Source organism: Lysinibacillus sp. GW823-FHT02G10, from assembly GCF_058797135.1.
The window spans coordinates 1-21147 of record NZ_JBXAJI010000008.1 but is presented as its reverse complement, the minus strand read 5'-3'; the positions used below and the strand labels follow the sequence as shown (position 1 = coordinate 21147).

At 37.7% G+C, this 21147-nt stretch carries 23 protein-coding genes; 13 read left to right on the top strand and 10 right to left on the bottom strand.

Features of this window, described 5'->3' with window-relative positions:
- Nucleotides 1-57 precede the first annotated feature (57 nt).
- Together AC1RFD_RS19365 and AC1RFD_RS19360 are read right to left on the bottom strand one after the other, a co-directional pair.
- Nucleotides 58-192 (bottom strand): hypothetical protein, encoded by a 135-nt coding sequence (locus tag AC1RFD_RS19365; RefSeq protein ID WP_004225590.1) that lies wholly within the window; start codon nt 190-192, stop codon nt 58-60.
- Between the two features lie 140 nt (nt 193-332).
- Nucleotides 333-1574, bottom strand: a complete 1242-nt coding sequence (locus AC1RFD_RS19360) for an aminopeptidase (protein WP_305193705.1) — start codon at nt 1572-1574, stop codon at nt 333-335.
- A gap of 191 nt (nt 1575-1765) precedes the next feature.
- On the opposite strand from AC1RFD_RS19360, the gene motA reads away from it, so the two are divergent.
- Both motA and motB read left to right on the top strand, forming a co-directional pair.
- Complete coding sequence (gene motA, locus AC1RFD_RS19355) at nt 1766-2569, top strand: flagellar motor stator protein MotA (RefSeq protein WP_004225583.1); 804 nt, start codon at nt 1766-1768, stop codon at nt 2567-2569.
- On the top strand, nt 2553-3317 hold the full coding sequence (gene motB / locus AC1RFD_RS19350; protein WP_492475192.1) for a flagellar motor protein MotB: 765 nt from the start codon (nt 2553-2555) through the stop codon (nt 3315-3317). Before motA ends, motB begins: the two co-directional genes overlap by 17 nt.
- A gap of 55 nt (nt 3318-3372) precedes the next feature.
- Here the strand turns inward: motB and AC1RFD_RS19345 are convergent, their stop codons facing one another.
- The gene (locus AC1RFD_RS19345) at nt 3373-3594 is read right to left on the bottom strand and encodes a DUF1128 domain-containing protein (RefSeq protein ID WP_004225580.1); all 222 of its coding nucleotides are present in this window, start codon (nt 3592-3594) and stop codon (nt 3373-3375) included.
- 177 nt (nt 3595-3771) lie between these two features.
- Here AC1RFD_RS19345 and AC1RFD_RS19340 point away from each other — a divergent pair, with 177 nt between their 5' ends.
- Together AC1RFD_RS19340 and AC1RFD_RS19335 are read left to right on the top strand one after the other, a co-directional pair.
- Nucleotides 3772-4098: a YtxH domain-containing protein gene (locus AC1RFD_RS19340; protein ID WP_115674536.1), complete on the top strand. Its 327-nt coding sequence runs from the start codon at nt 3772-3774 to the stop codon at nt 4096-4098.
- A gap of 22 nt (nt 4099-4120) precedes the next feature.
- Complete coding sequence (locus tag AC1RFD_RS19335) at nt 4121-5038, top strand: YihY/virulence factor BrkB family protein (RefSeq protein ID WP_416141161.1); 918 nt, start codon at nt 4121-4123, stop codon at nt 5036-5038.
- 174 nt (nt 5039-5212) lie between these two features.
- Here the strand turns inward: AC1RFD_RS19335 and AC1RFD_RS19330 are convergent, their stop codons facing one another.
- Together AC1RFD_RS19330 and AC1RFD_RS19325 are read right to left on the bottom strand one after the other, a co-directional pair.
- Nucleotides 5213-7117 carry a heavy metal translocating P-type ATPase gene (locus AC1RFD_RS19330; RefSeq protein ID WP_115674535.1) on the bottom strand — a complete coding sequence of 635 codons (1905 nt, stop codon included), beginning with the start codon at nt 7115-7117 and terminating at the stop codon, nt 5213-5215.
- A gap of 272 nt (nt 7118-7389) precedes the next feature.
- Complete coding sequence (locus AC1RFD_RS19325) at nt 7390-8928, bottom strand: fumarate hydratase (protein ID WP_048394791.1); 1539 nt, start codon at nt 8926-8928, stop codon at nt 7390-7392.
- A gap of 188 nt (nt 8929-9116) precedes the next feature.
- On the opposite strand from AC1RFD_RS19325, the gene AC1RFD_RS19320 reads away from it, so the two are divergent.
- A complete protein-coding gene (locus tag AC1RFD_RS19320) occupies nt 9117-9917 on the top strand; it encodes a YwqG family protein (protein WP_054549016.1) in 801 nt (266 codons plus the stop codon).
- Between the two features lie 40 nt (nt 9918-9957).
- Here AC1RFD_RS19320 and AC1RFD_RS19315 read toward each other — a convergent pair whose 3' ends face one another.
- Nucleotides 9958-10143, bottom strand: coding sequence for an SE1561 family protein (locus AC1RFD_RS19315; protein ID WP_016995373.1), 186 nt, complete (start codon nt 10141-10143; stop codon nt 9958-9960).
- 371 nt (nt 10144-10514) lie between these two features.
- Between AC1RFD_RS19315 and AC1RFD_RS19310 the strand changes: the two genes are divergently transcribed.
- Together AC1RFD_RS19310 and AC1RFD_RS19305 are read left to right on the top strand one after the other, a co-directional pair.
- Nucleotides 10515-11699, top strand: coding sequence for an MFS transporter (locus tag AC1RFD_RS19310; RefSeq protein ID WP_066038228.1), 1185 nt, complete (start codon nt 10515-10517; stop codon nt 11697-11699).
- A gap of 237 nt (nt 11700-11936) precedes the next feature.
- The gene (locus tag AC1RFD_RS19305) at nt 11937-12572 is read left to right on the top strand and encodes a hypothetical protein (RefSeq protein ID WP_066038229.1); all 636 of its coding nucleotides are present in this window, start codon (nt 11937-11939) and stop codon (nt 12570-12572) included.
- Between the two features lie 325 nt (nt 12573-12897).
- Here the strand turns inward: AC1RFD_RS19305 and rlmD are convergent, their stop codons facing one another.
- The 3 genes from rlmD to AC1RFD_RS19290 all read right to left on the bottom strand — a co-directional run bounded on the left by rlmD (nt 12898) and on the right by AC1RFD_RS19290 (nt 16115).
- The gene (gene rlmD / locus AC1RFD_RS19300; RefSeq protein WP_492475191.1) at nt 12898-14277 is read right to left on the bottom strand and encodes a 23S rRNA (uracil(1939)-C(5))-methyltransferase RlmD; all 1380 of its coding nucleotides are present in this window, start codon (nt 14275-14277) and stop codon (nt 12898-12900) included.
- A gap of 37 nt (nt 14278-14314) precedes the next feature.
- A complete protein-coding gene (locus AC1RFD_RS19295) occupies nt 14315-15139 on the bottom strand; it encodes a polysaccharide deacetylase family protein (RefSeq protein ID WP_369579673.1) in 825 nt (274 codons plus the stop codon).
- A 67-nt stretch (nt 15140-15206) separates the two neighbouring features.
- Nucleotides 15207-16115, bottom strand: coding sequence for a TIGR01777 family oxidoreductase (locus tag AC1RFD_RS19290; protein WP_492475190.1), 909 nt, complete (start codon nt 16113-16115; stop codon nt 15207-15209).
- 205 nt (nt 16116-16320) lie between these two features.
- Between AC1RFD_RS19290 and recX the strand changes: the two genes are divergently transcribed.
- Genes recX through AC1RFD_RS19275 form a run of 3 tightly spaced genes read left to right on the top strand, consistent with a single transcriptional unit; the run spans nt 16321 to nt 17720 of the window.
- Nucleotides 16321-17124, top strand: a complete 804-nt coding sequence (recX, locus tag AC1RFD_RS19285) for a recombination regulator RecX (RefSeq protein ID WP_036219262.1) — start codon at nt 16321-16323, stop codon at nt 17122-17124.
- The gene (locus tag AC1RFD_RS19280; RefSeq protein WP_036076977.1) at nt 17121-17450 is read left to right on the top strand and encodes a YfhH family protein; all 330 of its coding nucleotides are present in this window, start codon (nt 17121-17123) and stop codon (nt 17448-17450) included. Before recX ends, AC1RFD_RS19280 begins: the two co-directional genes overlap by 4 nt.
- The gene (locus AC1RFD_RS19275) at nt 17451-17720 is read left to right on the top strand and encodes a YfhJ family protein (protein WP_048394780.1); all 270 of its coding nucleotides are present in this window, start codon (nt 17451-17453) and stop codon (nt 17718-17720) included.
- A gap of 36 nt (nt 17721-17756) precedes the next feature.
- Here AC1RFD_RS19275 and AC1RFD_RS19270 read toward each other — a convergent pair whose 3' ends face one another.
- Nucleotides 17757-18743, bottom strand: coding sequence for a metal-dependent hydrolase (locus AC1RFD_RS19270; RefSeq protein ID WP_054549020.1), 987 nt, complete (start codon nt 18741-18743; stop codon nt 17757-17759).
- A 197-nt stretch (nt 18744-18940) separates the two neighbouring features.
- Between AC1RFD_RS19270 and mutY the strand changes: the two genes are divergently transcribed.
- The 3 genes from mutY to ntdP all read left to right on the top strand — a co-directional run bounded on the left by mutY (nt 18941) and on the right by ntdP (nt 21117).
- On the top strand, nt 18941-19990 hold the full coding sequence (gene mutY / locus AC1RFD_RS19265; protein WP_048394777.1) for an A/G-specific adenine glycosylase: 1050 nt from the start codon (nt 18941-18943) through the stop codon (nt 19988-19990).
- A gap of 77 nt (nt 19991-20067) precedes the next feature.
- The gene (locus AC1RFD_RS19260) at nt 20068-20247 is read left to right on the top strand and encodes a gamma-type small acid-soluble spore protein (protein WP_004230485.1); all 180 of its coding nucleotides are present in this window, start codon (nt 20068-20070) and stop codon (nt 20245-20247) included.
- A gap of 318 nt (nt 20248-20565) precedes the next feature.
- Nucleotides 20566-21117 (top strand): nucleoside tri-diphosphate phosphatase, encoded by a 552-nt coding sequence (gene ntdP, locus AC1RFD_RS19255; protein WP_004230486.1) that lies wholly within the window; start codon nt 20566-20568, stop codon nt 21115-21117.
- Nucleotides 21118-21147: the final 30 nt, after the last annotated feature.

Here is a 21147-nt window from a genome sequence, read left to right as displayed (position 1 = left end):
ATAACTTGTAAGCTATAAAAAAACAGCTACCTATAAATAGTAGCTGTTTTTTACACATTAAAATTTTTCGTTTGGCTTTGGATCTACAGTTACTGAAGACTTGCTATCTAAACCAACTTGTAGGTAGTGGATGAAGAATCCCGTTGAAATTAATAAAACTGCTGAAAAGCCAAGAACAGTTGTAATGAACATTATTAGAGCTCCTCTCTACTTAAATGATCTACTAAAATTCCCTAAAACAATTATACAATAGGTTACTAGGAAAATCTAAGGATAATTTATGACAACCTTAACATACTTAGCCTAGAATACTATTAGTAGGAATGGATTATTTAGAATGCCCAATTTCCATCACGGAATATTGGGTCTATTTGATCATCATGTGTTATTCCATCTATATTCATTTTGGTAGAGCCAATCATAAAGTCTACATGTGTCAAGCTTTGATTGAGACCATGTGCGCTTAGTTCCTCAGAAGTCATTTCTTTGCCGCCCTCAATGCAAAAAGCATATGCACTACCAATGGCAAAATGATTGGATGCATTTTCATCAAACAATGTATTGTAAAATAATAGGTCGGATTGTGAAATAGGTGATTGATGTGGTACTAATGCTATTTCACCAAGGTAATGAGAACCTTCATCTGCTTCAATAAGGGAAGCTAAAATTTCTTGCCCTTGCTCCGCCTTGACGTCAATGATTCGACCATCTTTAAATGTTAGTGTGAAATTATCTATAATATTGCCACCATAGCTTAAAGGCTTAGTGCTTGATACATAACCATTAACACCTGTTTTTAACGGTGCTGTAAAAATTTCTTCTGTTGGCATATTGGCCATAAATGTTTGGCCTTGAGTACTTATACTACTACCCCCTGTCCACACATGGTGTGGAGGCAGCTCAATTGTTAGATCTGTGCCTGGTGCAGTATAGTGCAGTGACTTAAATTGCTTTGCATTTAAATAATCAGCTTTGCTATGTAATTCCTGATCATGTGTATGCCAAGCTTCAACAGGATTTTCAACGTCTATACGTGTGGCTGCAAAGATAGCTTCCCATAATGCATCCATTTGCTGTTCTTCTGGAAGGTGAGGAAAGACCTTTGCTGCCCAAGCTTTAGATGGAGCAGCAATAACAGACCAGCTAAACTTATCTGCTTGTAACCATTGATAATAGTTGGCAAGTGCTTGGCCAGATGCTTTTTGGAATGCCATGATTCTATCACGCTCAATACCTTTTAATAAATCTGGATTTTGTGAGCTAATGCTTAAGAAAGCAGCACCATGTTCAGCTAACCATTCACGTTCCTGCACTTTCCAAGGTGGGAAGAAATCAAATGAGTCTTTTGGTGCCCCTTCATAGCGAGCACGTACAAGTTCATCATCGGATATATCGACAAAAACTTGTTTTGCACCATTTTTATAGGCAATTTTAGTAATTATTTGTGCGAGTTTTAGGTTATCAGTCGAACAGCTTATATAAAGATACTGATCTTTTTGGATATTTACTCCTACTTTCACCGCTAACTCGGCATATTTTAGTAATTTTGTGTCAAACGATAATAACAAAATCATATCCCCTTTCAATTTAAGACAGTTAAGTGTAATATTCTTAATTCAATATAATCAAAAATGGTCGAAATGTGAATAAAAAGCATTAATTACATCGAAAAATATATGAAATACATTTATACTAGGAATATATATATTTAAAATATGGAAAAAAAGACGAAATAACATTAGATAGTAGATTTGGAGGTTCTAGAATGGATAAGTCGTCGATTATAGGGTTAATACTTGCTTTAGTAGCACTATTAACAGGGATGGTAATGAAGGGTGTAAGTTTATCTGCATTTTATAACCCAGCAGCTATCCTAATTATCATTTTTGGTACTATTTCCGCAGTAACAATTGCCTTTCCTATGCAGGAGTTAAAGCGTGTGCCGAAGCTATTTAAGATTCTTTTTAAAGAAACAAAATTAGCAAATGATATAGAGATTATTAAAATGTTTTCACAATGGGCTGACTTAGCTCGTCGCGAAGGGCTATTAGCACTTGAAAGTAAGGCCTCAGAGATTGAAGATCCATTTTTGAAAAATGGCCTTACATTAGCAATTGATGGTCAAAATGCTGACTACATACGTGATGTCTTAACAGAAGAAGTAGAAGCGATGGAAGAGCGACATACTAGTGGAGCAGCTATTTTTACACAAGCAGGTACATATGCACCTACTTTAGGGGTTCTTGGTGCAGTAGTAGGGTTAATCGCCGCATTGGCTGATATGAATGATATCGAAAAGCTAGGACATGCTATCTCAGCTGCCTTCATGGCTACATTACTCGGTATCTTTACAGGGTATGTTTTATGGCATCCATTTGCGAACAAGCTAAAACGTAAATCTGCTTTAGAGGTAAAACAAAAGAGAATGATGATTGAGGGTATCCTTTCAGTATTAGAAGGGGAGGCTCCACGTGTAATTGAACAGAAACTATCATCATACTTAACGATGGAAGAACGTCGTCAAATTTCTGGTGAAAGCGGGGCGGGTGGCCTTGGCAAAGAAAGCTAAGAAGAAAAAGCATGATGAACATATTGATGAATCTTGGTTAGTGCCATACGCAGATATTTTAACTTTGCTGCTAGCCGTGTTCATTATTTTGTTTGCCTCAAGTTCAGTCGATCAAGAAAAGCTAGAAAGAATGTCGGCAGTTTTTAGTCAAGTCTTTGATGGTGGAACTAGTTTTCTAGAGCAACCTGCACCAGTCCCTACTCCGAATGCGGATAGCGACCAAACGCCACAGCAAAACTCTGCCTATTTAAAGGATCAACAGGAGTTAGCTGAAATAAAAGATAGTGTGGATAATTTTATTGCAGTCAATGAAATGGAAGATCAGTTTGCCACAGAAATGACGGATGAAGGATTACTAGTGACAATCCGCGATAGTATTTTATTCGACCCAGGGCAGGCAAAAGTTAAACCTGAGTATGTCCCTATTGCCAAAGAGCTATCAACTATGCTGGTATCTGATCCAGCTCGAAATATTGTCATCACAGGTCATACAGATAATGTACCAGCAGGTCCGAATTTCTCATCAAACTTTGAACTATCTGTTTTGCGTGCAACGAATTTTTTAAATCTTCTTATTGAAAGTAATGACCAGTTAGATCCTACGCGCTTTAGTGCAAAAGGAAACGGTGAGTATCGTGCAATTGCACCAAATGACACAGCCGAAGGACGCTCAAAGAATCGTCGTGTAGAAGTTTTAATTCAACCATTAGTTACAGAGGATGGTTCAGAAACAAAGAGTACACCGTAATAAAAGAGCTATTAGCAGCAGACAAAGGTCTTGAGCTAATAGCTTTTTGTTTTACCTATTTACGTAAAGATCCTAATTCAGCAACAATCGCTTGCATTTCGCTTGGACTAAAAGTTTCTCTCTTCATAACCATTTCATATAGATACACTAAATCTTCATAATTTGCTTCATCGAAGTTTTCTGATTTCATTGCATCGACATTCACCATACGAAGCTTGTCCTTCATTTGATCAACCATATACATAACGTTTTCTTTAGATGGAACTGATAAATCCATTTTTTACCCTACCTTTCGTCATCCTCGCACATATCATTTCATTGAATAAAAAAAATGTCAACTCCGTATTTGGGCATTGCTTTAAAAATAGACTGTTATTGGGTAGAATAAGTGCAGAAGACTGTTTATTTATGAAATAATAGGGAATATGCAACTATACAAGCAGGGGGTTTTAATATGGGTCAAAGTAAATTATTAGCATCTATTGTAGCAGGAGCAGCAGTAGGAGCAGCATTAAGTATGTTAGATCGGGCTACACGAGAAAAAACAATTGCCTCAACAAAAAAGATGAAGGAAGCCATCTCATACTATGCAGCAAATCGAGAAGAATTGCAGGTTTTGGTAGAGGAAAAAGTACTCGCGGCAAAGGTGCTTTGTGAAAGTGTGTCAGATAATGTCAACACAATTGCTGAAAAGGTGGATGAATTTAAGGATTTACCTTCCACGATACAGGGAATGATTGAAGATACGAAATCAGCCTTTACTTTACCTCATAAGGAGTAAAGGTCGTTTTAGGAGGAATTGTATGGAAAAGAATAAAGCAACATGGCATAACGCTTTTGGGTTTGTAAAATCGTTTGTTTCTCCAGAGGAGGGAGCGATTGATATTATGACATCCAAAGGCTTTATCCAAGATTTAATAGGTCGGCTCAAGCGAGTTGAAATATCTGCGCTTGCTGCACAATTGGCTTATTTCTTTTTACTATCGTTCTTCCCCTTACTTATTTTCTTGGTGACGCTATTACCATATCTTAACTTAGAAACCACTCAGGTCTATTCATTTTTAGTGAATATCTTACCTGATGAAGTGTATAAGCTGATTGAAAATACACTGAATGAGATTTTAACAAATCGCAACAGTAGTTTACTGTCCATTGGGGTTTTAGGTACTATTTGGTCTGCATCTAAAGGCATTAATGCATTACTTCGTGCTTTAAATAAAGCCTATGATACAGAAGGGAGAGCAGGCATATTAGATAGGGGTTTATCACTTGTTTTTACAATCGCTCTCGTTATTGTTATTGCCGTTGCGCTCTTATTACCGGTCTTTGGTCAGCAAATTGGACATTTCCTATTCTCAATCGTCGGAATAGAGGAGCAATTTGAATCAGTTTGGCATAGATTAAGATGGTCAATCCCGCCATTATTGATTTTCATCGTATTAATGGGCATCTACTGGTTTGTGCCAAATACAAGTCCTCGTTTGAAAATAATGGGCGTATGGCCAGGAGCGTTATTTGCCACGCTTGCTTGGTTAGCAGTCACATACGGTTTCTCTTTTTATATTAATAATTTTGCAAATTATTCTGCTACATACGGTAGTATTGGTGGCGTCATTATTTTAATGCTCTGGTTATATTTTACGGGAATCATTTTAATCTTTGGTGGCGTATTAAATGCTACAATGCAGAAAAGAGCACTTCAAAAGGAAATTCGTCGATAAGGAAACGATCATTTATTAACAATAGCCTCGCTAAACTCATAAAGAGTAGCGAGGCTATTTTACTTGATTTTACCTGATTAAATGCATCAATTATTCAATGAAAGCCACAGCGCATGTCACAGGAAGAGTAGCTTCAAGCAAGCTGGACTCAATTATGCTGAGGCTTACTTGATGTTAAACATTTTTATTGAGCATACGTAAACCATTTAGAATAACTAGAATTGTACTACCTTCATGCCCGATTACGCCTAATGGCAAGTCGACAACTTGTAAAAAGTTAGAGGCGATTAATAAGATAATAACCCCGATAGAAAAGAAAATATTTTGTTTCACAATACGTTGCATTTTACGTGATAAACGAACAGCATAGGCGATTTTTGATAAGTCATTTTTCATTAGCACGACATCCGCTGTTTCAAGCGCCACATCTGTACCTTCACCCATAGCAATGCCAGTAGTTGCGGTAGCCAATGCAGGTGCATCATTAATACCGTCGCCGACCATGCCAACAAATTGATGTTGTGTAAGTAGGCGTTTCATTTCAGTTACCTTCGTTTCTGGCAGACATTCTGCGACGTATTCAGTAACGCCAGCCTCCTTCGCGATAACTTTCGCTGTTTTTTCGTTGTCACCTGTAAGCATCACCACTTGAATACCAAGCTCTTTTAATAATGTAACAGCTTTCTTAGCTTCAGAGCGCACAGTATCTTTTAATGCTGTTAATGCAACAATACCATGTTGATCGCGAATGAAAATAACTGTTTTTCCCTCTGCTGCAAGTTTAGTTACAGCACTATTTGCAAAACTGTTAGCAAGTTGTACATCAACAAACTCTGGTTTGCCTACTTGATACTCCTTGTTTTGAATCGTTCCTTTAATACCCCAGCCAGGAATATCTTCAATTGTTGCTTGTGGCAGTATGTCGATTCCTTCAGCCTTAGCATAGGAGGTAATCGCTTGGGCAAGGGGATGATTGGATTGAGATTCAATTCCTGCAAGAATTGCTAGAGCCGTCTCACGTTCTACTCCATCACGGACAATAAAATCTGTAACAACTGGTTTGCCTTGCGTTAAAGTACCTGTTTTATCGACCGCCAATGCACGTAACACACTAAGATGCTCTAAATGTAAACCACCTTTAAATAGCACACCATTTTTTGCACCATTTGATATAGTAGCTAGTGTTGCAGGCATAATGGAGGCAACGAGTGCACAAGGTGAAGCAACCACTAATAACACCATTGCTCGGTAAAAGGTTGTTGTCCAGTCCCAGCCGAGTAAGAAGTGGGGAAGAACCATCATAATGGCAACACCAAGTAAAACAAATTTTACATAAGTCCCTTCAAATTTTTCGATGAATTGTTGAGAGGGAGATTTTTCACTTTGGGCACTTTGAACGAGCTGTATAATTTTTTGGAAAAGGGTCTCTGAATTCGCCTTTGTCATTTCCATAGTAATAGCACCATTTAAGTTGACTGTGCCTGCAAAAACTTCGTCTCCTTCGCTTTTTGAGATTGGCAGTGGCTCACCGCTAATAGCTGACTCATCAATAGAAGATTGGCCTTTAAAAATAATGCCGTCTGCTGGAATTCGTTCGCCCGGTTTAATCAATAAATGATCCCCGATTTGTAATGTGGAAACTGATACTTTCATAGGCTCAAATCCGCCACGCACTAACCAAGCTTCTTCTGGCTGTAAATTCATAAGTGCAGATATTTCGCGATGACTTTTATTCATCGCATAAGTTTCAAGTGCACCACTTACTGCAAAAATAAATATTAGGATGGCCCCCTCTGTCCAATAGCCAATTGCAGCTGAGCCAATTGCAGCTAATACCATCAACAGCTCAACATTTAGCTTTCGCTCTTCTATGGTTTCTTCAATGCCTTCTTTTGCTTTCGCGAAACCACCTACACAAAAGGCAATTAAATATAGTAGAACAGAAGCTGTTGTTTGTCCACTTGTGTCTAAACGCCATGCTAGTAAGATGAAAATTCCAGCCATTAATGCAGCAATTAATTCTGCATGTTCTTTTATTTTCTCAATTATGTTTATGTTTTCTCGATTAGAGTATTCCATCTTTATCCCTCCTGATAATGAAAATCAATATCAAAACCTTTATAAATTAGTGTTATTTTGAGCTATTCAATTGAAAATGGATTTCAATTACCATCTCTTTTGTTTAGAATTATTATAACAAAGGAATTTATAAAAATAAAGTAGGAAGTTTGATGGAGATTTTTAAACAATTTGCGAAAGGATTGAAAAAGGCACAGTCTATTCACTAGGAATATTCTGTGCCTTACAAAATTGTGCAATAAAATGAGTTACTACTGCTATCTATTATTTAATTAGAAGACTCTTTCTGCATGCAGAGCAAGTTTTTCTAATGATGATTTATCCACATCTGCATGTAGTGAGTTACCATGTGAATCCATTGTTACAACTGCTGTAAATTTTTCAACATTTAAGTGCCACATAGCTTCAGGAATACCGAATTCCATTAAATCAACACCATCAACGCCTTTAATACAGTCCGCATAGTATTGTGCTGCTCCACCAATTGCATTCAAGTAAACGCCACCATGCTCATTAAGCGCTTTTAATGTTTTTGGTCCCATTCCACCTTTACCAATAACAGCACGGATACCGAATTTTTTCATGATATCGCCTTGATAAGGCTCCTCACGAATTGAAGTAGTTGGGCCAGCAGCTTTCACTGTCCAATTGCCTTCTTCATCCTTAGCCATTACAGGTCCGCAGTGATAAATAACTTGTCCATTTAAATCAACTGGTGCATCGTGGCTCATTAAATGGTGGTGGATGGCGTCACGGCCAGTATACATACGACCAGTAATAGAAACGACATCTCCAACTTTTAATGAACGAATTTGTTCTTCAGTAATTGGGGCAGTAAGTTCTACTACATCTGTAGTTGTATCTTCTGTTGTAGCAGCTACTTCATTCTCTTTGAAGGTAATTTTTTCACCTTCTTGATAGTGCCAATTCAAAATTTCGCCAGTTTGAGGATCGATGTCCACAGCCATACGTCGGTAAGCCCAACAATTATATGCTACTGATACATAGAAAGAGGCAGGTATACGATGCATTACGCCAATTTTACAGCCTAATAATGTTGCTTCACCACCAAAGCCCATTGTACCGATACCAAATGTGTTAGCCGTTTTAACAACATACTCTTCTAACTTAGCAAGATCTGCATTTGGATTTGTATCTTCAACATGGCGGAATAATTGCTCTTTTGCTAAATCATAGCCCGAAGAACGGTCTCCACCAATACCTACACCAATGAAACCAGCAGAACACCCTTGACCTTGTGCTTGGTATACAGAGTGTAAAATACATTTACGAATACCATCTAAGTCACGCCCTGCACGACCAAGACCTTCTAGTTCACATGGTAGACTGTATTGAATGTTTTTATTTTCACAGCCGCCACCTTTGAGAATTAACTTAATTGTAATGTAATCTTTTTCCCATTGCTCAAATTTCATTACTGGCAAACCATCACCAAGATTATTACCACTGTTTGCACCAGATAATGAATCCACCGCATTAGGACGTAATTTAGCATCTGCAGTTGTATCGTTGATTGCTTTTTTGATTGCAGCTTTAATTTCTAATTGGTTTACGCCAACAGGAGTATAAATTTTGAAAGTTGGTAGCCCTGTATCCTGACAAATTGGTGACACGTTATCTTCTGCCATAATAATATTATTTGCAATTGTGTCTAAGCTCATTGCTGCACGAGTACCAGCATTCTCAGCTTCTTTTGCTTTTTTAATAGCACGACGTACATCCTTAGGTAAATTCGTAGATGTTTCAGTAATTAAATCGTAAAGACTCTTCTCCAAATTTTGTAGATTCATTGGTATTGCCCCCCATAGAAAAATTGATTATTTCCACGTTACATTATACTCTTTTCAACTAATGAAAAAAAGAGTCCTTATCTGAGACCGCTAAATTAAAGCATATTTTAATAATATAGAAGAAGAGTATTGATTTTATAGAACGTTTGTTCTAGAATAGAATAAATCCAATATTAGGAGGAACTTGCATGACTGCTAAAACTTTACTTGAATTACCCGAAGCATTCGAGCAATATAGACCATTAATAGAAGGGACAATGAAGCCTGTTGTATTGGTTAATACGGAAATAAGTAAAACAACTTTATTTCAAAGTAAGTTTGCAGGAGATCCTTATTTCCCATTGGGAATGGACTATCCAAAAAACATGAAGGGACAACCGTTAAAGCTATTAGCTCAAATTAACTTTGCAGAGGTTCCTATGCATTTACCCAATTTCCCAGAAGAGGGAATATTGCAGTTTTATATTGATGGTTATGACGATGTTTTAGGAATGGATTTTGATAATGGACAAAATCAAGAAGGCTTTCGTGTAATATTTCATGAACAAGTTATGCAAGATGAAGCACAGCTTATTCAAGACTTTTCTTTTATAGAAATAGATGATGAGGAATTATATTTTCCTGTCGAGCGTGAAATGGCATTATCCTTTATTACAGGCGTTGAGCCGATGTCGATTGATGATTTTAGAAGCAATGAAAAGTATGCTAGCATCTTAACAGCTTTGGAGGATGACGAAGCATTAGAAGACAGCTTCTATGATGCTATGACTGGTGATGGTCATAAAATTGGAGGGTATCCATTCTTTACGCAAGAGGATCCTCGAGCATATGGTGATTATAAAGATTCAATCATTTTGCTGTTACAGATTGATAGTGTCGGCGACAATATTCTTTGGGGCGATTGTGGCGTTGGCAATTTCTTTATCACAGAGGAAGAGTTAATGAATAAAGATTTTAGCAAGGTACTTTATAATTGGGATTGCCATTAAAAAACAAGCGAGCACACGATGCTCGCTTGTTTTTTATTCATTATTGTTCACGAGCATGAAATTGCTCCATTTTGTCCTCTAAATCATCCATCATTTGGATTAAGCGATCAATATCTTCTAACTCAGCTGTTTCAGGATCAAGGGCATCTAATACTTCTAAAAACATCTCCAGACGCTCTTTTAAATAGGTTACTTGTTGCTCTTTATCAGTGATTGGCTTTGACATTCGTACACCTCATTTCATCCCTTTCATCGTAGCCGATTTGAGCTTAAATTTCAATGTTTAGGGAAACACCTAGGACTAAGAGATTAATTTTAAAAAACAATAAACAGAATATTTACAATATTGAGGATGTATGTTAAAGTTGTTTTAAGATAAAGTAAAGGAGCTGATTGGAAAAAGTCATCTGCAACGCTAACTCGAAAAGGAGGGAGTTTAAACAAGTAATCGGTAATATTCAAAAGCCGAAAATCGTGTTTATACAATTAAATGAGGATAAGTATTAGTTAAGCCTTAGCGTAAAATCACATGTGGTGAGCGCTAAGGCTTTTTGGTATGCTGTTCTTTGGAAGAATGACTAGATAGTGGAGGGGAAAATGACGTACTTCTCAGATTACAGCAAAAAAAGATTTACCATTTTAGTAGTAATTGTATCCATATCAGGCTTTTCACAAGGGATGCTATTACCGCTTATTTCGATAATATTTGAACGTGATGGGGTATCCTCTGCATTGAATGGTTTGAATGCAACAGGCTTATACATAGGAACATTACTGATTTCACCATTTATCGAGCAGCCCTTACGCAGGTGGGGCTATAAACCGATTATTTTAATTGGTGGAGCACTAGTTTTTGCGTCTTTACTTGCATTTCCTCTATGGAAAAGTGTGACCTTTTGGTTTGTCCTTCGTTTATTAATTGGCGTAGGCGATCATGCCTTGCATTATGCCACACAAACATGGATTACTAGTACTGCAGATCATAAAAGCTTAGGGAAGGGGATGGCCATTTATGGCTTATCATTTAGCATAGGTTTTGCTGTTGGGCCACTTATGGTGAAGCTCATTGAAATTGCTGAAGCGCTACCGTTTATCGTATCTTCAATAATGTGCCTCTTTGCATGGTCCTTTGTATTTCTCTTACAAAATGAAAAGCCTGAGCGTTTAACAGGTGATTTAAATGCCAGAGGATGGCAACGGTATAAAATGGCTATTGTATTTGGGTGGATTGCCTTTTTAGGTCCATTTGTTTATGGTTTTCTGGAGTCTTCACTAAATGCCTTGTTTCCTGTCTATGCACTACGCAAGGGCTTTGAAGTCGGCATGATTCCTATCATTTTATCTGTGTTTACATTTGGTGGTATTTTAACGCAAGTACCGCTTGGTGCACTAGGAGATAAAGTAGGGAGAAGGAATATTTTGATGATTGGGTCATTTGGTGGCGCAATTATTTTTGCAATTGCAAGCTTTTTAGAGCATTCACAATTCGCTGTGGCTGTCGCATTTTTCTTAACGGGTACGCTGGTTGGCTCGATGTTTTCTTTAGGGATTACATTTATGGCTGATTTGACACCAAAGGAGCTACTGCCTACGGGGAATTTACTTTGCGGAATTGCTTTAAGTATTGGTAGCTTAACAGGTCCATTTTTAGGTGGAGTTTATTTAGAATATGTAAAAAATTATAGCTTTCTTTTACTTGTGGCTTTGCTTTTGCTAGCCGTTGCAATCGTTTTATTTATATTTGGACGCCGCAAGCATCAACAACCAACGATGGCAAAATAAAAAGAGCGGGGCTCATCTCCCGCTCAAAAAACAAAAAACGCCCAGCAAATCCGTGCTGTTATGGCGTTTTTTGCGTAACAAGGATGTTCCGTCCAAGTTACATAGGTTTGGCACCTAGAAAATTATTATACAGACATGTTCTAATGAAAGCAATAAAAAAGAAAATGGGTATTTTTGGACATTATCCATCTTTCTATTTATAATAAAAGAACACTTGCTTAAAAAGGAGGTTTTTACATGGCAGAAATGAAAAAACTATCTATCCACCGTGCTTTAACAGAATTAAAAATGCTGACTCTGCGAATTGAAGCAGCAACAAATGAGGTTAGTGCAGTCGTAGCTAATCGAAAAAGCAATCGTAAAATTAATGGTGTAGACATTCCTGAATATGAAAAACAAATGCAAGCATCCTATGATAAAGTGCTAGGTTTAATTTCCTATCGAAATAAAATAAAAGCACTAGTTGTGCAGTCCAATGCAAACACAAAGGTGTTGGTGGGCAAAGAGGAAATGACTGTAGCGGAGGCAATTGAACGGAAACAATCCATTCAATACGAAAAGAATTTGCTAGAAGTTATACAGCATCAGCATCGTTCAGCTATCAATACGGTTGCCAAAGAAAATGATGCATTACCTGCAAAGCTGGAAACCTATTTAATTAACATATTGGGCAATAAAGATAAACAATCACCAGAGGAAGTCAAATTACATACCGAAACATTTATGAAAAGAAATGAGTTTGAAATCATTGATCCCCTAAATGTTAAACAACAAATTGAGAAATTGAGCAATCGGATTGAAGAATTTGAATCAGAGGTGGACGCTGTCTTATCAGAGTCGAATGCCACAACCTTTATTGAAGTACAAGTTTAAAAAGATTTGCATGTCCTAGCGAAAATGGAAAACGAAAAGTCGCTCGCGCTTCAAGGCATGTGTGCGAGTTAAAACGTAAAACATGCCTTACTCCAATGGTAACTTTCAACTAACTGATTTGAAAGCTCAAAGGTAAAAGGTGAAAGTATAAATCTTACGTTTTAAAGTTCTTTGAATAAAAGCTGAAAATTTAACATTTAATAATTATTTAAATCCTGGGTTATTGGTTAAGGTATCGACTTTTCTGGACCATCCATCATCCACCAGGCAGCTTGTGCTGTGCATTAGAAAAAGGACGTCTCCTAGGGGAAACGTCCTTTTCATACTATTTGTTTTTTAAAACAAGTTTTGCAACGCATTCCACCTGCGCCGTTTGTGCGAACATATCCACAGGCTGAATATACTCAACATGATAAAGCTTAGATAATTGTTGTAAGTCCTTTGCCAAAGTGGATGGGTTACAGGAGGTATAAACAAAACGTTTAGGTTTTAGTTTAAGGACTGTTCGAATAAATTCAGGTGCTAGTCCTGTACGTGGTGGATCTACCGTAATTACATCAGGAGTAAATCCTTCCTTACGCCATTTCGCTAGAACACTTTCCGCTGTACCGACTGCATATTTCGTATGCTTGAAGCCATGATTTCGAGCATTTTTACGAGCATCCTGAATGCTTTCAGGAATGATATCCATTCCACGAACTTCCTTCGCTTTATCCGCTAACCATAATCCAATTGTGCCAACGCCACAGTATGCATCAACCACTGTTTCTTTTCCCGTTAAAGCAGCAGCCTTTTTAATTTCATCATAAAGATGAACTGTTTGCTTTGGATTTAGTTGGAAGAAGGCGCGGGCAGATAAATCAAAGGCCAATTCGCCAAGCTCTTCATGAATGGTTTCTTTGCCATCAAGAACAACAGTTTCATCACCGAAGATTAACGATGTTTTTTCACGGTTAATATTTTGTGCAATGGATACAATACTCGGATCAATTTTTTTAATACGTGTAATCAATTCAGCTAAATGAGGGATTTCTTTCCTTGTTGTGACAAGAACGACTTGTGTCTCCCCGGTACGAATACCTGTACGTACAACAATCGTACGCACTAAACCATCTAGCGTACGACCATTGTAAATAGTGATATTTAGCTTTTGCAAAATTTTTCGAGTGGCAACGGTGATTTTGGAAGTAATTGGGTGCTGAACAAGGCAATCATTAATGTTTAACAGCTTATTACTTCCTTCAGCAAATAAACCTGCGTAAACACGCTTGCCTTCTTTACGTACTTGGAATTGGCTTTTATTACGATAATGCCAAGGATCATCCATGCCAAGTGTTTTTCTCACTTCAATTGTTTCGAGTAAAGGTTTGGCATAACGCTCTAATGCTTGTATAACAATGTCTCGCTTTTCTATTAGCTGTTTTTCATAGGTCATATGCTGAAGCTGGCAGCCCCCGCACTCATTGTACACTGGGCAAGGTGCTTCCTGACGATGTTTTGAAGCTTTACGAATGGCTAATATCTCTGCTTCAGCAAAATTACGTTGTGTTTTTGTTACTTGAGCTGTGATCTCTTCACCAGGAATGGCTCCTTTTACAAATATCACATTACGTTTATAAAAGCCTACACCTTCACCATTAATGCCTAGCCTTTTTATTGTTAGTGGGAATTTTTGTCCCACGGTCATTGTTGTTTGCTGCGTCAAACGTTCCACGTCCCTGCTCTATATTGTCATCTCCCCATTATAGCGAAGGAGCAGGCGATTGCAAAGCAACAGGGAAATCTTCATATTCTAATACTAAATCGTCAAGCGATAAAAATGTATAACCTTGCTTTTTAGCTTCTGCAATAAACATTGGTAATGCTTCGGCATTATCCTGTGCTACGGTATGCATTAAAATAACGGCACCAGGATGCAGTTGTTCCATAAGTGCATTATAAGCATAATCTGCACCACGACGCTCATCCTTCATCCAATCCTTAAAGGCCACAGACCAGAAAATATGACGATAACCTTCTGCATTGCCCACCTCTAGCACTTTTGCATTAAAAATTCCTTCAGGTGGACGAGCATATGTTGTACGATCGATGCCTGTCAATTCACGTAACTTGCCATCGAACTTTTGCCATTCTGCACGCATGCCTTCTGGTGAAAGTCTAGCCATATTAGGGTGACCATAGGAGTGATTCCCGATAGTATGACCATCCTTCACCATGCGTTTCACTAAGTCGCTTGCACTGTCTAAGTAATGGCCTGTTAAAAAGAAAGTAGCAGGTACATTTTCTTTTTTCAATGTATCCAAAATACTTTCAGTAAAGCCGTTTTCATAGCCATTATCAAATGTTAAATAGGCAATTTTTTTATCTGCCTTCCCTTTATAAATCGCACCATATTTGTCAAGTAACTGATCGAGCTGTGCTCCTGCCTCTGCCTGCTCACCGTTTTTAGCACGTTTAAAGCCCCAATGGTGTTCATCAGAACCAGCAGCAAAAAATGGATTAAAGCTAATTCCTGCGGCAATAATAAAAGTAGCAATTACCGCACCAACAATATGTTGTTTCCACATAAAAACGCATCCTTTCTTTTTCATTAGAATGCGTAATTACTAAAAAAATTATCCAACTTAATTTTTTCTAATTTTGAGCCTTTAACAAATTTTCAAGTGCTTGCTTTAAATAAGGGTATTTAAATATAAAATGTTGTTGTTCTAATAGGGTTGGTAGCACTTGTTGTCCTTCTAAAACAAGTGTGCTTTGTTCGCCGAGAGCTAAACGCATCGCAAAGCTAGGAACAGGCAGCCAATGACGTCTGCCCATAACTTCAGCAATCGTTTGACCAAATTCCCTCATTTTCATAGGATGCGGTGCTGTTATATTAAATGGTCCATGAATATTTTCATTTGTAATAGCGAAATAAATAGCACGTGCTACATCTTCAATATGTACCCATGAAAGCCATTGCTCTCCAGAGCCAATCGTTCCACCTATATGCATTTGATAGGGCAATAGCATTGGTGGAAGTGCGCCACTTTTTCTACCTAAAATGACACCAAAACGTGCAAGAGCCACACGAATACCTAATGCTTCTGCTCGTTTCGCATGTCGCTCCCAATCGTGGACTGTAGTGCCTAAAAAATCAGTTGCGTAATCCGTAAAATCTTCATCATAGATGGCTTGTGTGGAAGTTGGGTATATACCAACTGCACTAGCATTGACAAGGACTTTTGGTTTTATCGTGAGCATGTCCATTATACGTATAATCTCTAATGTGGCATTCATTCTGCTCCAATAGATAGCTTTCTTTTGCTTTTTTGTCCAACGACCATTATTTAATGAAACACCTGCTAAATTCACAAAGGCATCTACACCTTCAAAGATTTCCAAAGCTTGCTCATGCTGATGTAGCCATTGAACATAGTGAACGCCATTTTCTAGCTTTGACTCATGACGCGTTAAGACAAAAATGTCGTGTCCGTTGTGCTGCAATAGCTGTATAAGAGCATTTCCAACAAAGCCAGTGCCACCTGCAATCACTATTTTCATAACAAGCACCTCTTTTCTCGAATAAAACGCTTACTTTTAAGTTTATCATGTAACCAAAAAGTAAACATCTTTAGGCATTAATTGCAGAGAAGAAAGTTTACCCGTGGAAGGGAAGAGAATGCCCGCGAACATAGGGAAATTAACCGTGCTAATTGTCAGATCCACCATAAAGAAATGCTATAATGATAATAGTGAGGTGTTTGCTATGCGTATGATTACAAAAATTGCACGTCAAAAAAACAATCCTGAACGCTATAATATCTATTTAAATGAAGAGTATGCTTTTCCGGTTGATGAAGCCATTCTCATTCAATTTGGTTTAACAAAGGGAAAGGTGCTCGATGAATTCGAAATTCAAGAGATTGCCTATGAAGATGAGATACGTAAGGCATTTAATAAGGGGTTAAACTTCCTTTCATATCAAATGCGAAGTGAGCATGAGGTTAAGAAAAAACTGCTCAACTTAGAATTTGGAGAAGCTGTAGTGTTAGAGGCAATCCAAAAGTTAAAATCCTATGGCTTTATTAATGATGAAAACTATTCAAAGGCTCTGCTTGATACAAAGAAAGCTACTATGAAAAAAGGACCAAGAGCCATTAGACAAGACATGATCAAAAAAGGCATTGAGAAAAACTTGCAGGATGAGGTGCTTGCTACATATAGTTTTGAGGAACAAGTAAAACTGGCGAAGCAACTGGCAGAGAAAATTGTTCGAGCGGAGAGCAAGAAGACCCCAACACAGATTAAGACCAAAATTCAGGATTACTTATTAAGAAAAGGGTATGCTTTCTCGATTGTAGAAGAGGTGCTTAGCCAAGTTGAGATAGGGCAGGATGATGACAACTGGCAGCAGCTACTTGATGCTCAAGGCGAAAAAGTTTGGAAAAAGTACGTATCGAAGTATACTGGTTATGAGCTAAAAATGAAGGTTAAACAGGCGCTCTATCAAAAGGGTTTTCCTATAGAAGTAATAGATCGTTTTATAGAAGAGAAGGAGAATGAAGAATGAGTGAAAAAAATTATGCAGCTATGTCTGAACATGAATTGCGAGAGGAAATTGCTTTTCTAAAAGAGAAAGCTCGAAAGGCAGAACAGCTAGGGATCATCAATGAGTTTGCTGTTTATGAACGCAAAGCTTTAATGGCTGCGGCTTATTTAGTGGATCTTGATACAATCGTTCCAGGAGAAATGTATCGTATTGATGGTTCAGATAATGAGTTTTTCCAAGTAGATTATTTGAAGGGACGCTTTGCTTGGGGTCATCGTTTAGGCGGAGACAAGTACCAAGAGGCACTACCAGTATCTATCCTTTCACCAGTAAAGGTGGGCAAATAAATGGATGAAAAAATTGAGAAACTAACACAAGAGTTACTTGCAAAGAATCCTCAGATGTCTGTTGGACGGGCACAGGTTTGGGTGGAGTTGTTATGGAGTGACTTTGAATCAACTGCCGCGAAAGCAGGGTATGATTATCGTGGGGCAGAGTATACAGAAAATCTTGTTCGTCAATTAATTGCTAGCTATGGTGATAAACTACATGCTTTTGCAGGGCGCAATCCGAAGTATATACATTTACTAGATGCTAGTGATGATATGGTACAATAATAAAAACCCTGACCAATATTGGTCAGGGTTTACTGCTTAATTACTCGCACCAATTTGTAGTTTTTTCTGTAGCTTATCTTCTGTAAAGATCCAGCCTGTGTAAGACGTAATAATGTCATTCGCATCGTTTAAATGTGCTACGGCAACGAAAGGATAGCGATTGTCACTACGGTAACGCAAGTCGATTAACCTTACTTCTATTAGGCCGTTTTCAAGCTCGGAAATCTCCCATCGATACATAGGAGAGAAAGACACAAATGCAGCTAAGTTAGGATCTTTCATTGCAGCATCTACAAGCGCAGTTTTAGGCAAAGGCTTAATTTCGAATTTATCGTAAATATTAACAGTCCTTCCATAAGCACGGCCAACATAATAATGAGTTTTGGACTTTGCTGCGATTCGCCAGTGGAAGAAGCGCATAGTAGGTGCTACAATGACATATTCTTCATCTTGAATAGTATGATGCACCGCGTTTTTTACTGCTTTTTGCACAGCAAATCGTAAAATATAGTAAATCACGATAACCACGTACATGATACTGAATGTCCATACTGGATTAGTGCCAAATGCCCATAACACAATACCTACACAATGTAAGGTAAAAATGATGGGATCGAAGGTATTAATGACACCTAACGCAACCCATTTTCGAGAGAAAGGTCGAATTGCTTGTGTACCATACGCGTTAAAAATATCGACAAAAACATGAAGTGCAACAGCTAAAAATGTCCAAAGCCATAAATGTAACACATTCACATCTTGCAAAATCAGTGATAAAACAATTGTAATTAAAATAGGCCATATAGCTACAGCTGGTAGTGAGTGTGTAATTCCTCGATGATGTCTGATATAGATGGCGTTATTACGTAGTTTTAACACAGTGTCGACATCTGGAGCTTGTGAGCCAATAATTGTACCTGCCATTACTGCTGTAAAAGTCATTGAATGATTGGCTACTACAGGGTCAGCTAATGCAAGACCGCCAAGGGCAATACCCATAACGAAATGTGTACCTGAATCCAAAAATATCCACTCCTAGTATGCATTAAAATCGAGTACAATGTGCATACAACTTTATTTCGAACATAATAAAAGGTATATTGAAATATTCTGACACTCGTGCGAAAGCGACGATTATTGTCGATCTTCCACGAATATTCTTTTCTTCATTGTATACCCTTTTCATCATAAATTAAATCGTAAAAACAACGGAGGTCACTGTGAATTACCCATATGTAACAGAATTTCGACAATCATTAGTTGACTGGTTTAACACAGAGAAGCGTGATTTACCGTGGAGACACACAACAGATCCTTATAAAATTTGGGTATCTGAAGTGATGCTACAACAGACACGTGTCGACACAGTTATTCCTTATTACAATCGCTTTATGGAAAGTTTTCCAACATTAGATTTGCTTGCAGAAGCACCCCAAGAATACTTATTAAAGCATTGGGAAGGTCTTGGCTATTATTCTCGTGCTCGCAATTTACAAGCAGGTGCTCGTGAGGTTATAGAAAATTACGGTGGTATAGTACCTGACAATCGCCATGAAATATCTAAATTAAAAGGTGTTGGTCCCTATACTGCAGGTGCTATTTTAAGTATTGCCTATAATAAGCCTGAACATGCAGTTGACGGTAATGTTATGCGGGTTCTAAGTAGAGTGCTTGATATACATGAAGATATAGCTATTCCCAAAACGAAGAAAATTTTCGAAAGTGCGGTTGAGGAACTAATTGATCCTGATCATGCTTCATCGTTTAACCAGGGCTTAATGGAGCTGGGTGCACTTATTTGTACACCTACCTCTCCAAAATGTTTATTATGCCCAGTCAGAGAGTATTGCACAGCTTTTAATGAGGGAGAACCAGAAAAATTACCTGTCAAATCAAAAAAGATAAAAATGAAGCATCTCACATATGATGTTCTCGTATATGAAAATGACAAAGGACAATTTTTAATGCAACAACGTCCTGAGCAAGGCCTGCTAGCTAATCTATGGCAATTTCCAATGATTGATACAAGCCAATCTTCGGTAGAAAACTTTACAATGGAATATAAAGTAATTGTCCAAGCCAAACATGAATTACTTACATTTAAACATGTTTTTTCACATTTAACTTGGCATTTAAATAGCTATTATATAAAATGCGAATCGACTGAGCTAGGTGATTGGCTAAATCGTGAGCAAATAGAACTTTTACCGATGCCTGTGCCTATGCTAAAAATTTGGGATGAAGTAAAAAAGCAAACAGCAGGAAAATAAATCCTTCTTAAAATCATTGATTCATGAGCATAAAAGTCATCACCTCCGTACACAATAACTAGCGTGGAGGTGAATGAATGATGAAAAAACAAAACAACCAAAATTTCCAACCGAATAAAAACATGCAACGTCAAAGTGAAGAGTTTGGTTATGAAACGGACGTAAATGAAGTGCAAAAGCAAAATGCGAAAGCAGAGCAAAAGAAAGCTCCAGCTTCTGGCCGTTTCTCAAAAACTAACCAAGATCTAGGTGAGTAACACTTTGTAACTGCATAATTGCATTTACCTCTAAGGGGCTGTCTTAAATCCGAAAAGATTAAAAAGACAGCCCCTTTCAAATTGTTTAGGTAAGTAAATCGTCCGCTTAAAAGGAAATTCTCTATGGCATTAACTAAAAAATCCCATCAAAGCTGACATTATAATAAAATTCGCTTATAATTGACTAAATTTTATACAAATTCAAAATAGCGTAGTGAAATTTGTGGTTTTCTAACTACACCTTTCGCGTACACATTGCTATAATATACTAGAGACTGCTAGATTTAGGTAGCATAGACGAAAAGGTGGGCTAACAAAATGGCATTACCGGTAGAAGGAGAAACGATACAAATACATAGTTATAAGCACAATGGCCGTATCCACCGTGTTTGGCAAGAAACGATGGTTTTAAAAGGAACGAAAAATATCGTAATCGGTGCGAATGAACGGACACTTGTGACAGAATCCGATGGTCGTACATGGCTAACGAGAGAGCCCTCTATTTGCTACTTCCATGCGGAACACTGGTTTAACATCATCTGTATGCTACGTGAAGACGGTGTGTATTATTATTGCAATCTAAGCTCACCATTTGTTTTCGATAATAATGCCATTAAATATATCGACTATGATTTAGATATTAAAGTTTTTCCTGACATGTCTTATACCCTTTTAGACGAGGATGAATATGAGCTCCATCGTAAGGAAATGTCTTATCCTGATGTCATAGATAAGATTTTAAAGCGCAATGTCGATAAATTAATAAGCTGGATTCAACAAAAAAGAGGACCATTTGCACCCGATTTCATCGATGTCTGGACAAATCGTTACAAGTTCCAGCTTGATATGCAGTCAGATGATCAATCATGACACCTATTAGTTTAACTAATAGGTGTTTTT

What these genes read in the sequence shown, in the direction of transcription:
- AC1RFD_RS19335 (WP_416141161.1), top strand. Translation starts at nt 4,121, where the DNA reads ATGGAAAAGAATAAAGCAACATGGCATAACGCTTTTGGGTTTGTAAAA.
- motA (WP_004225583.1), top strand. Translation starts at nt 1,766, where the DNA reads ATGGATAAGTCGTCGATTATAGGGTTAATACTTGCTTTAGTAGCACTA.
- AC1RFD_RS19260 (WP_004230485.1), top strand. Translation starts at nt 20,068, where the DNA reads ATGATGAAAAAACAAAACAACCAAAATTTCCAACCGAATAAAAACATG.
- ntdP (WP_004230486.1), top strand. Translation starts at nt 20,566, where the DNA reads ATGGCATTACCGGTAGAAGGAGAAACGATACAAATACATAGTTATAAG.
- AC1RFD_RS19290 (WP_492475190.1), bottom strand. Translation starts at nt 16,115, where the DNA reads ATGAAAATAGTGATTGCAGGTGGCACTGGCTTTGTTGGAAATGCTCTT.
- AC1RFD_RS19340 (WP_115674536.1), top strand. Translation starts at nt 3,772, where the DNA reads ATGGGTCAAAGTAAATTATTAGCATCTATTGTAGCAGGAGCAGCAGTA.
- AC1RFD_RS19325 (WP_048394791.1), bottom strand. Translation starts at nt 8,928, where the DNA reads ATGAATCTACAAAATTTGGAGAAGAGTCTTTACGATTTAATTACTGAA.
- AC1RFD_RS19360 (WP_305193705.1), bottom strand. Translation starts at nt 1,574, where the DNA reads ATGATTTTGTTATTATCGTTTGACACAAAATTACTAAAATATGCCGAG.
- AC1RFD_RS19330 (WP_115674535.1), bottom strand. Translation starts at nt 7,117, where the DNA reads ATGGAATACTCTAATCGAGAAAACATAAACATAATTGAGAAAATAAAA.
- AC1RFD_RS19315 (WP_016995373.1), bottom strand. Translation starts at nt 10,143, where the DNA reads ATGTCAAAGCCAATCACTGATAAAGAGCAACAAGTAACCTATTTAAAA.
- AC1RFD_RS19320 (WP_054549016.1), top strand. Translation starts at nt 9,117, where the DNA reads ATGACTGCTAAAACTTTACTTGAATTACCCGAAGCATTCGAGCAATAT.
- recX (WP_036219262.1), top strand. Translation starts at nt 16,321, where the DNA reads ATGCGTATGATTACAAAAATTGCACGTCAAAAAAACAATCCTGAACGC.
- AC1RFD_RS19345 (WP_004225580.1), bottom strand. Translation starts at nt 3,594, where the DNA reads ATGGATTTATCAGTTCCATCTAAAGAAAACGTTATGTATATGGTTGAT.
- AC1RFD_RS19365 (WP_004225590.1), bottom strand. Translation starts at nt 192, where the DNA reads ATGTTCATTACAACTGTTCTTGGCTTTTCAGCAGTTTTATTAATTTCA.
- AC1RFD_RS19275 (WP_048394780.1), top strand. Translation starts at nt 17,451, where the DNA reads ATGGATGAAAAAATTGAGAAACTAACACAAGAGTTACTTGCAAAGAAT.
- AC1RFD_RS19280 (WP_036076977.1), top strand. Translation starts at nt 17,121, where the DNA reads ATGAGTGAAAAAAATTATGCAGCTATGTCTGAACATGAATTGCGAGAG.
- AC1RFD_RS19295 (WP_369579673.1), bottom strand. Translation starts at nt 15,139, where the DNA reads ATGTGGAAACAACATATTGTTGGTGCGGTAATTGCTACTTTTATTATT.
- AC1RFD_RS19305 (WP_066038229.1), top strand. Translation starts at nt 11,937, where the DNA reads ATGGCAGAAATGAAAAAACTATCTATCCACCGTGCTTTAACAGAATTA.
- AC1RFD_RS19310 (WP_066038228.1), top strand. Translation starts at nt 10,515, where the DNA reads ATGACGTACTTCTCAGATTACAGCAAAAAAAGATTTACCATTTTAGTA.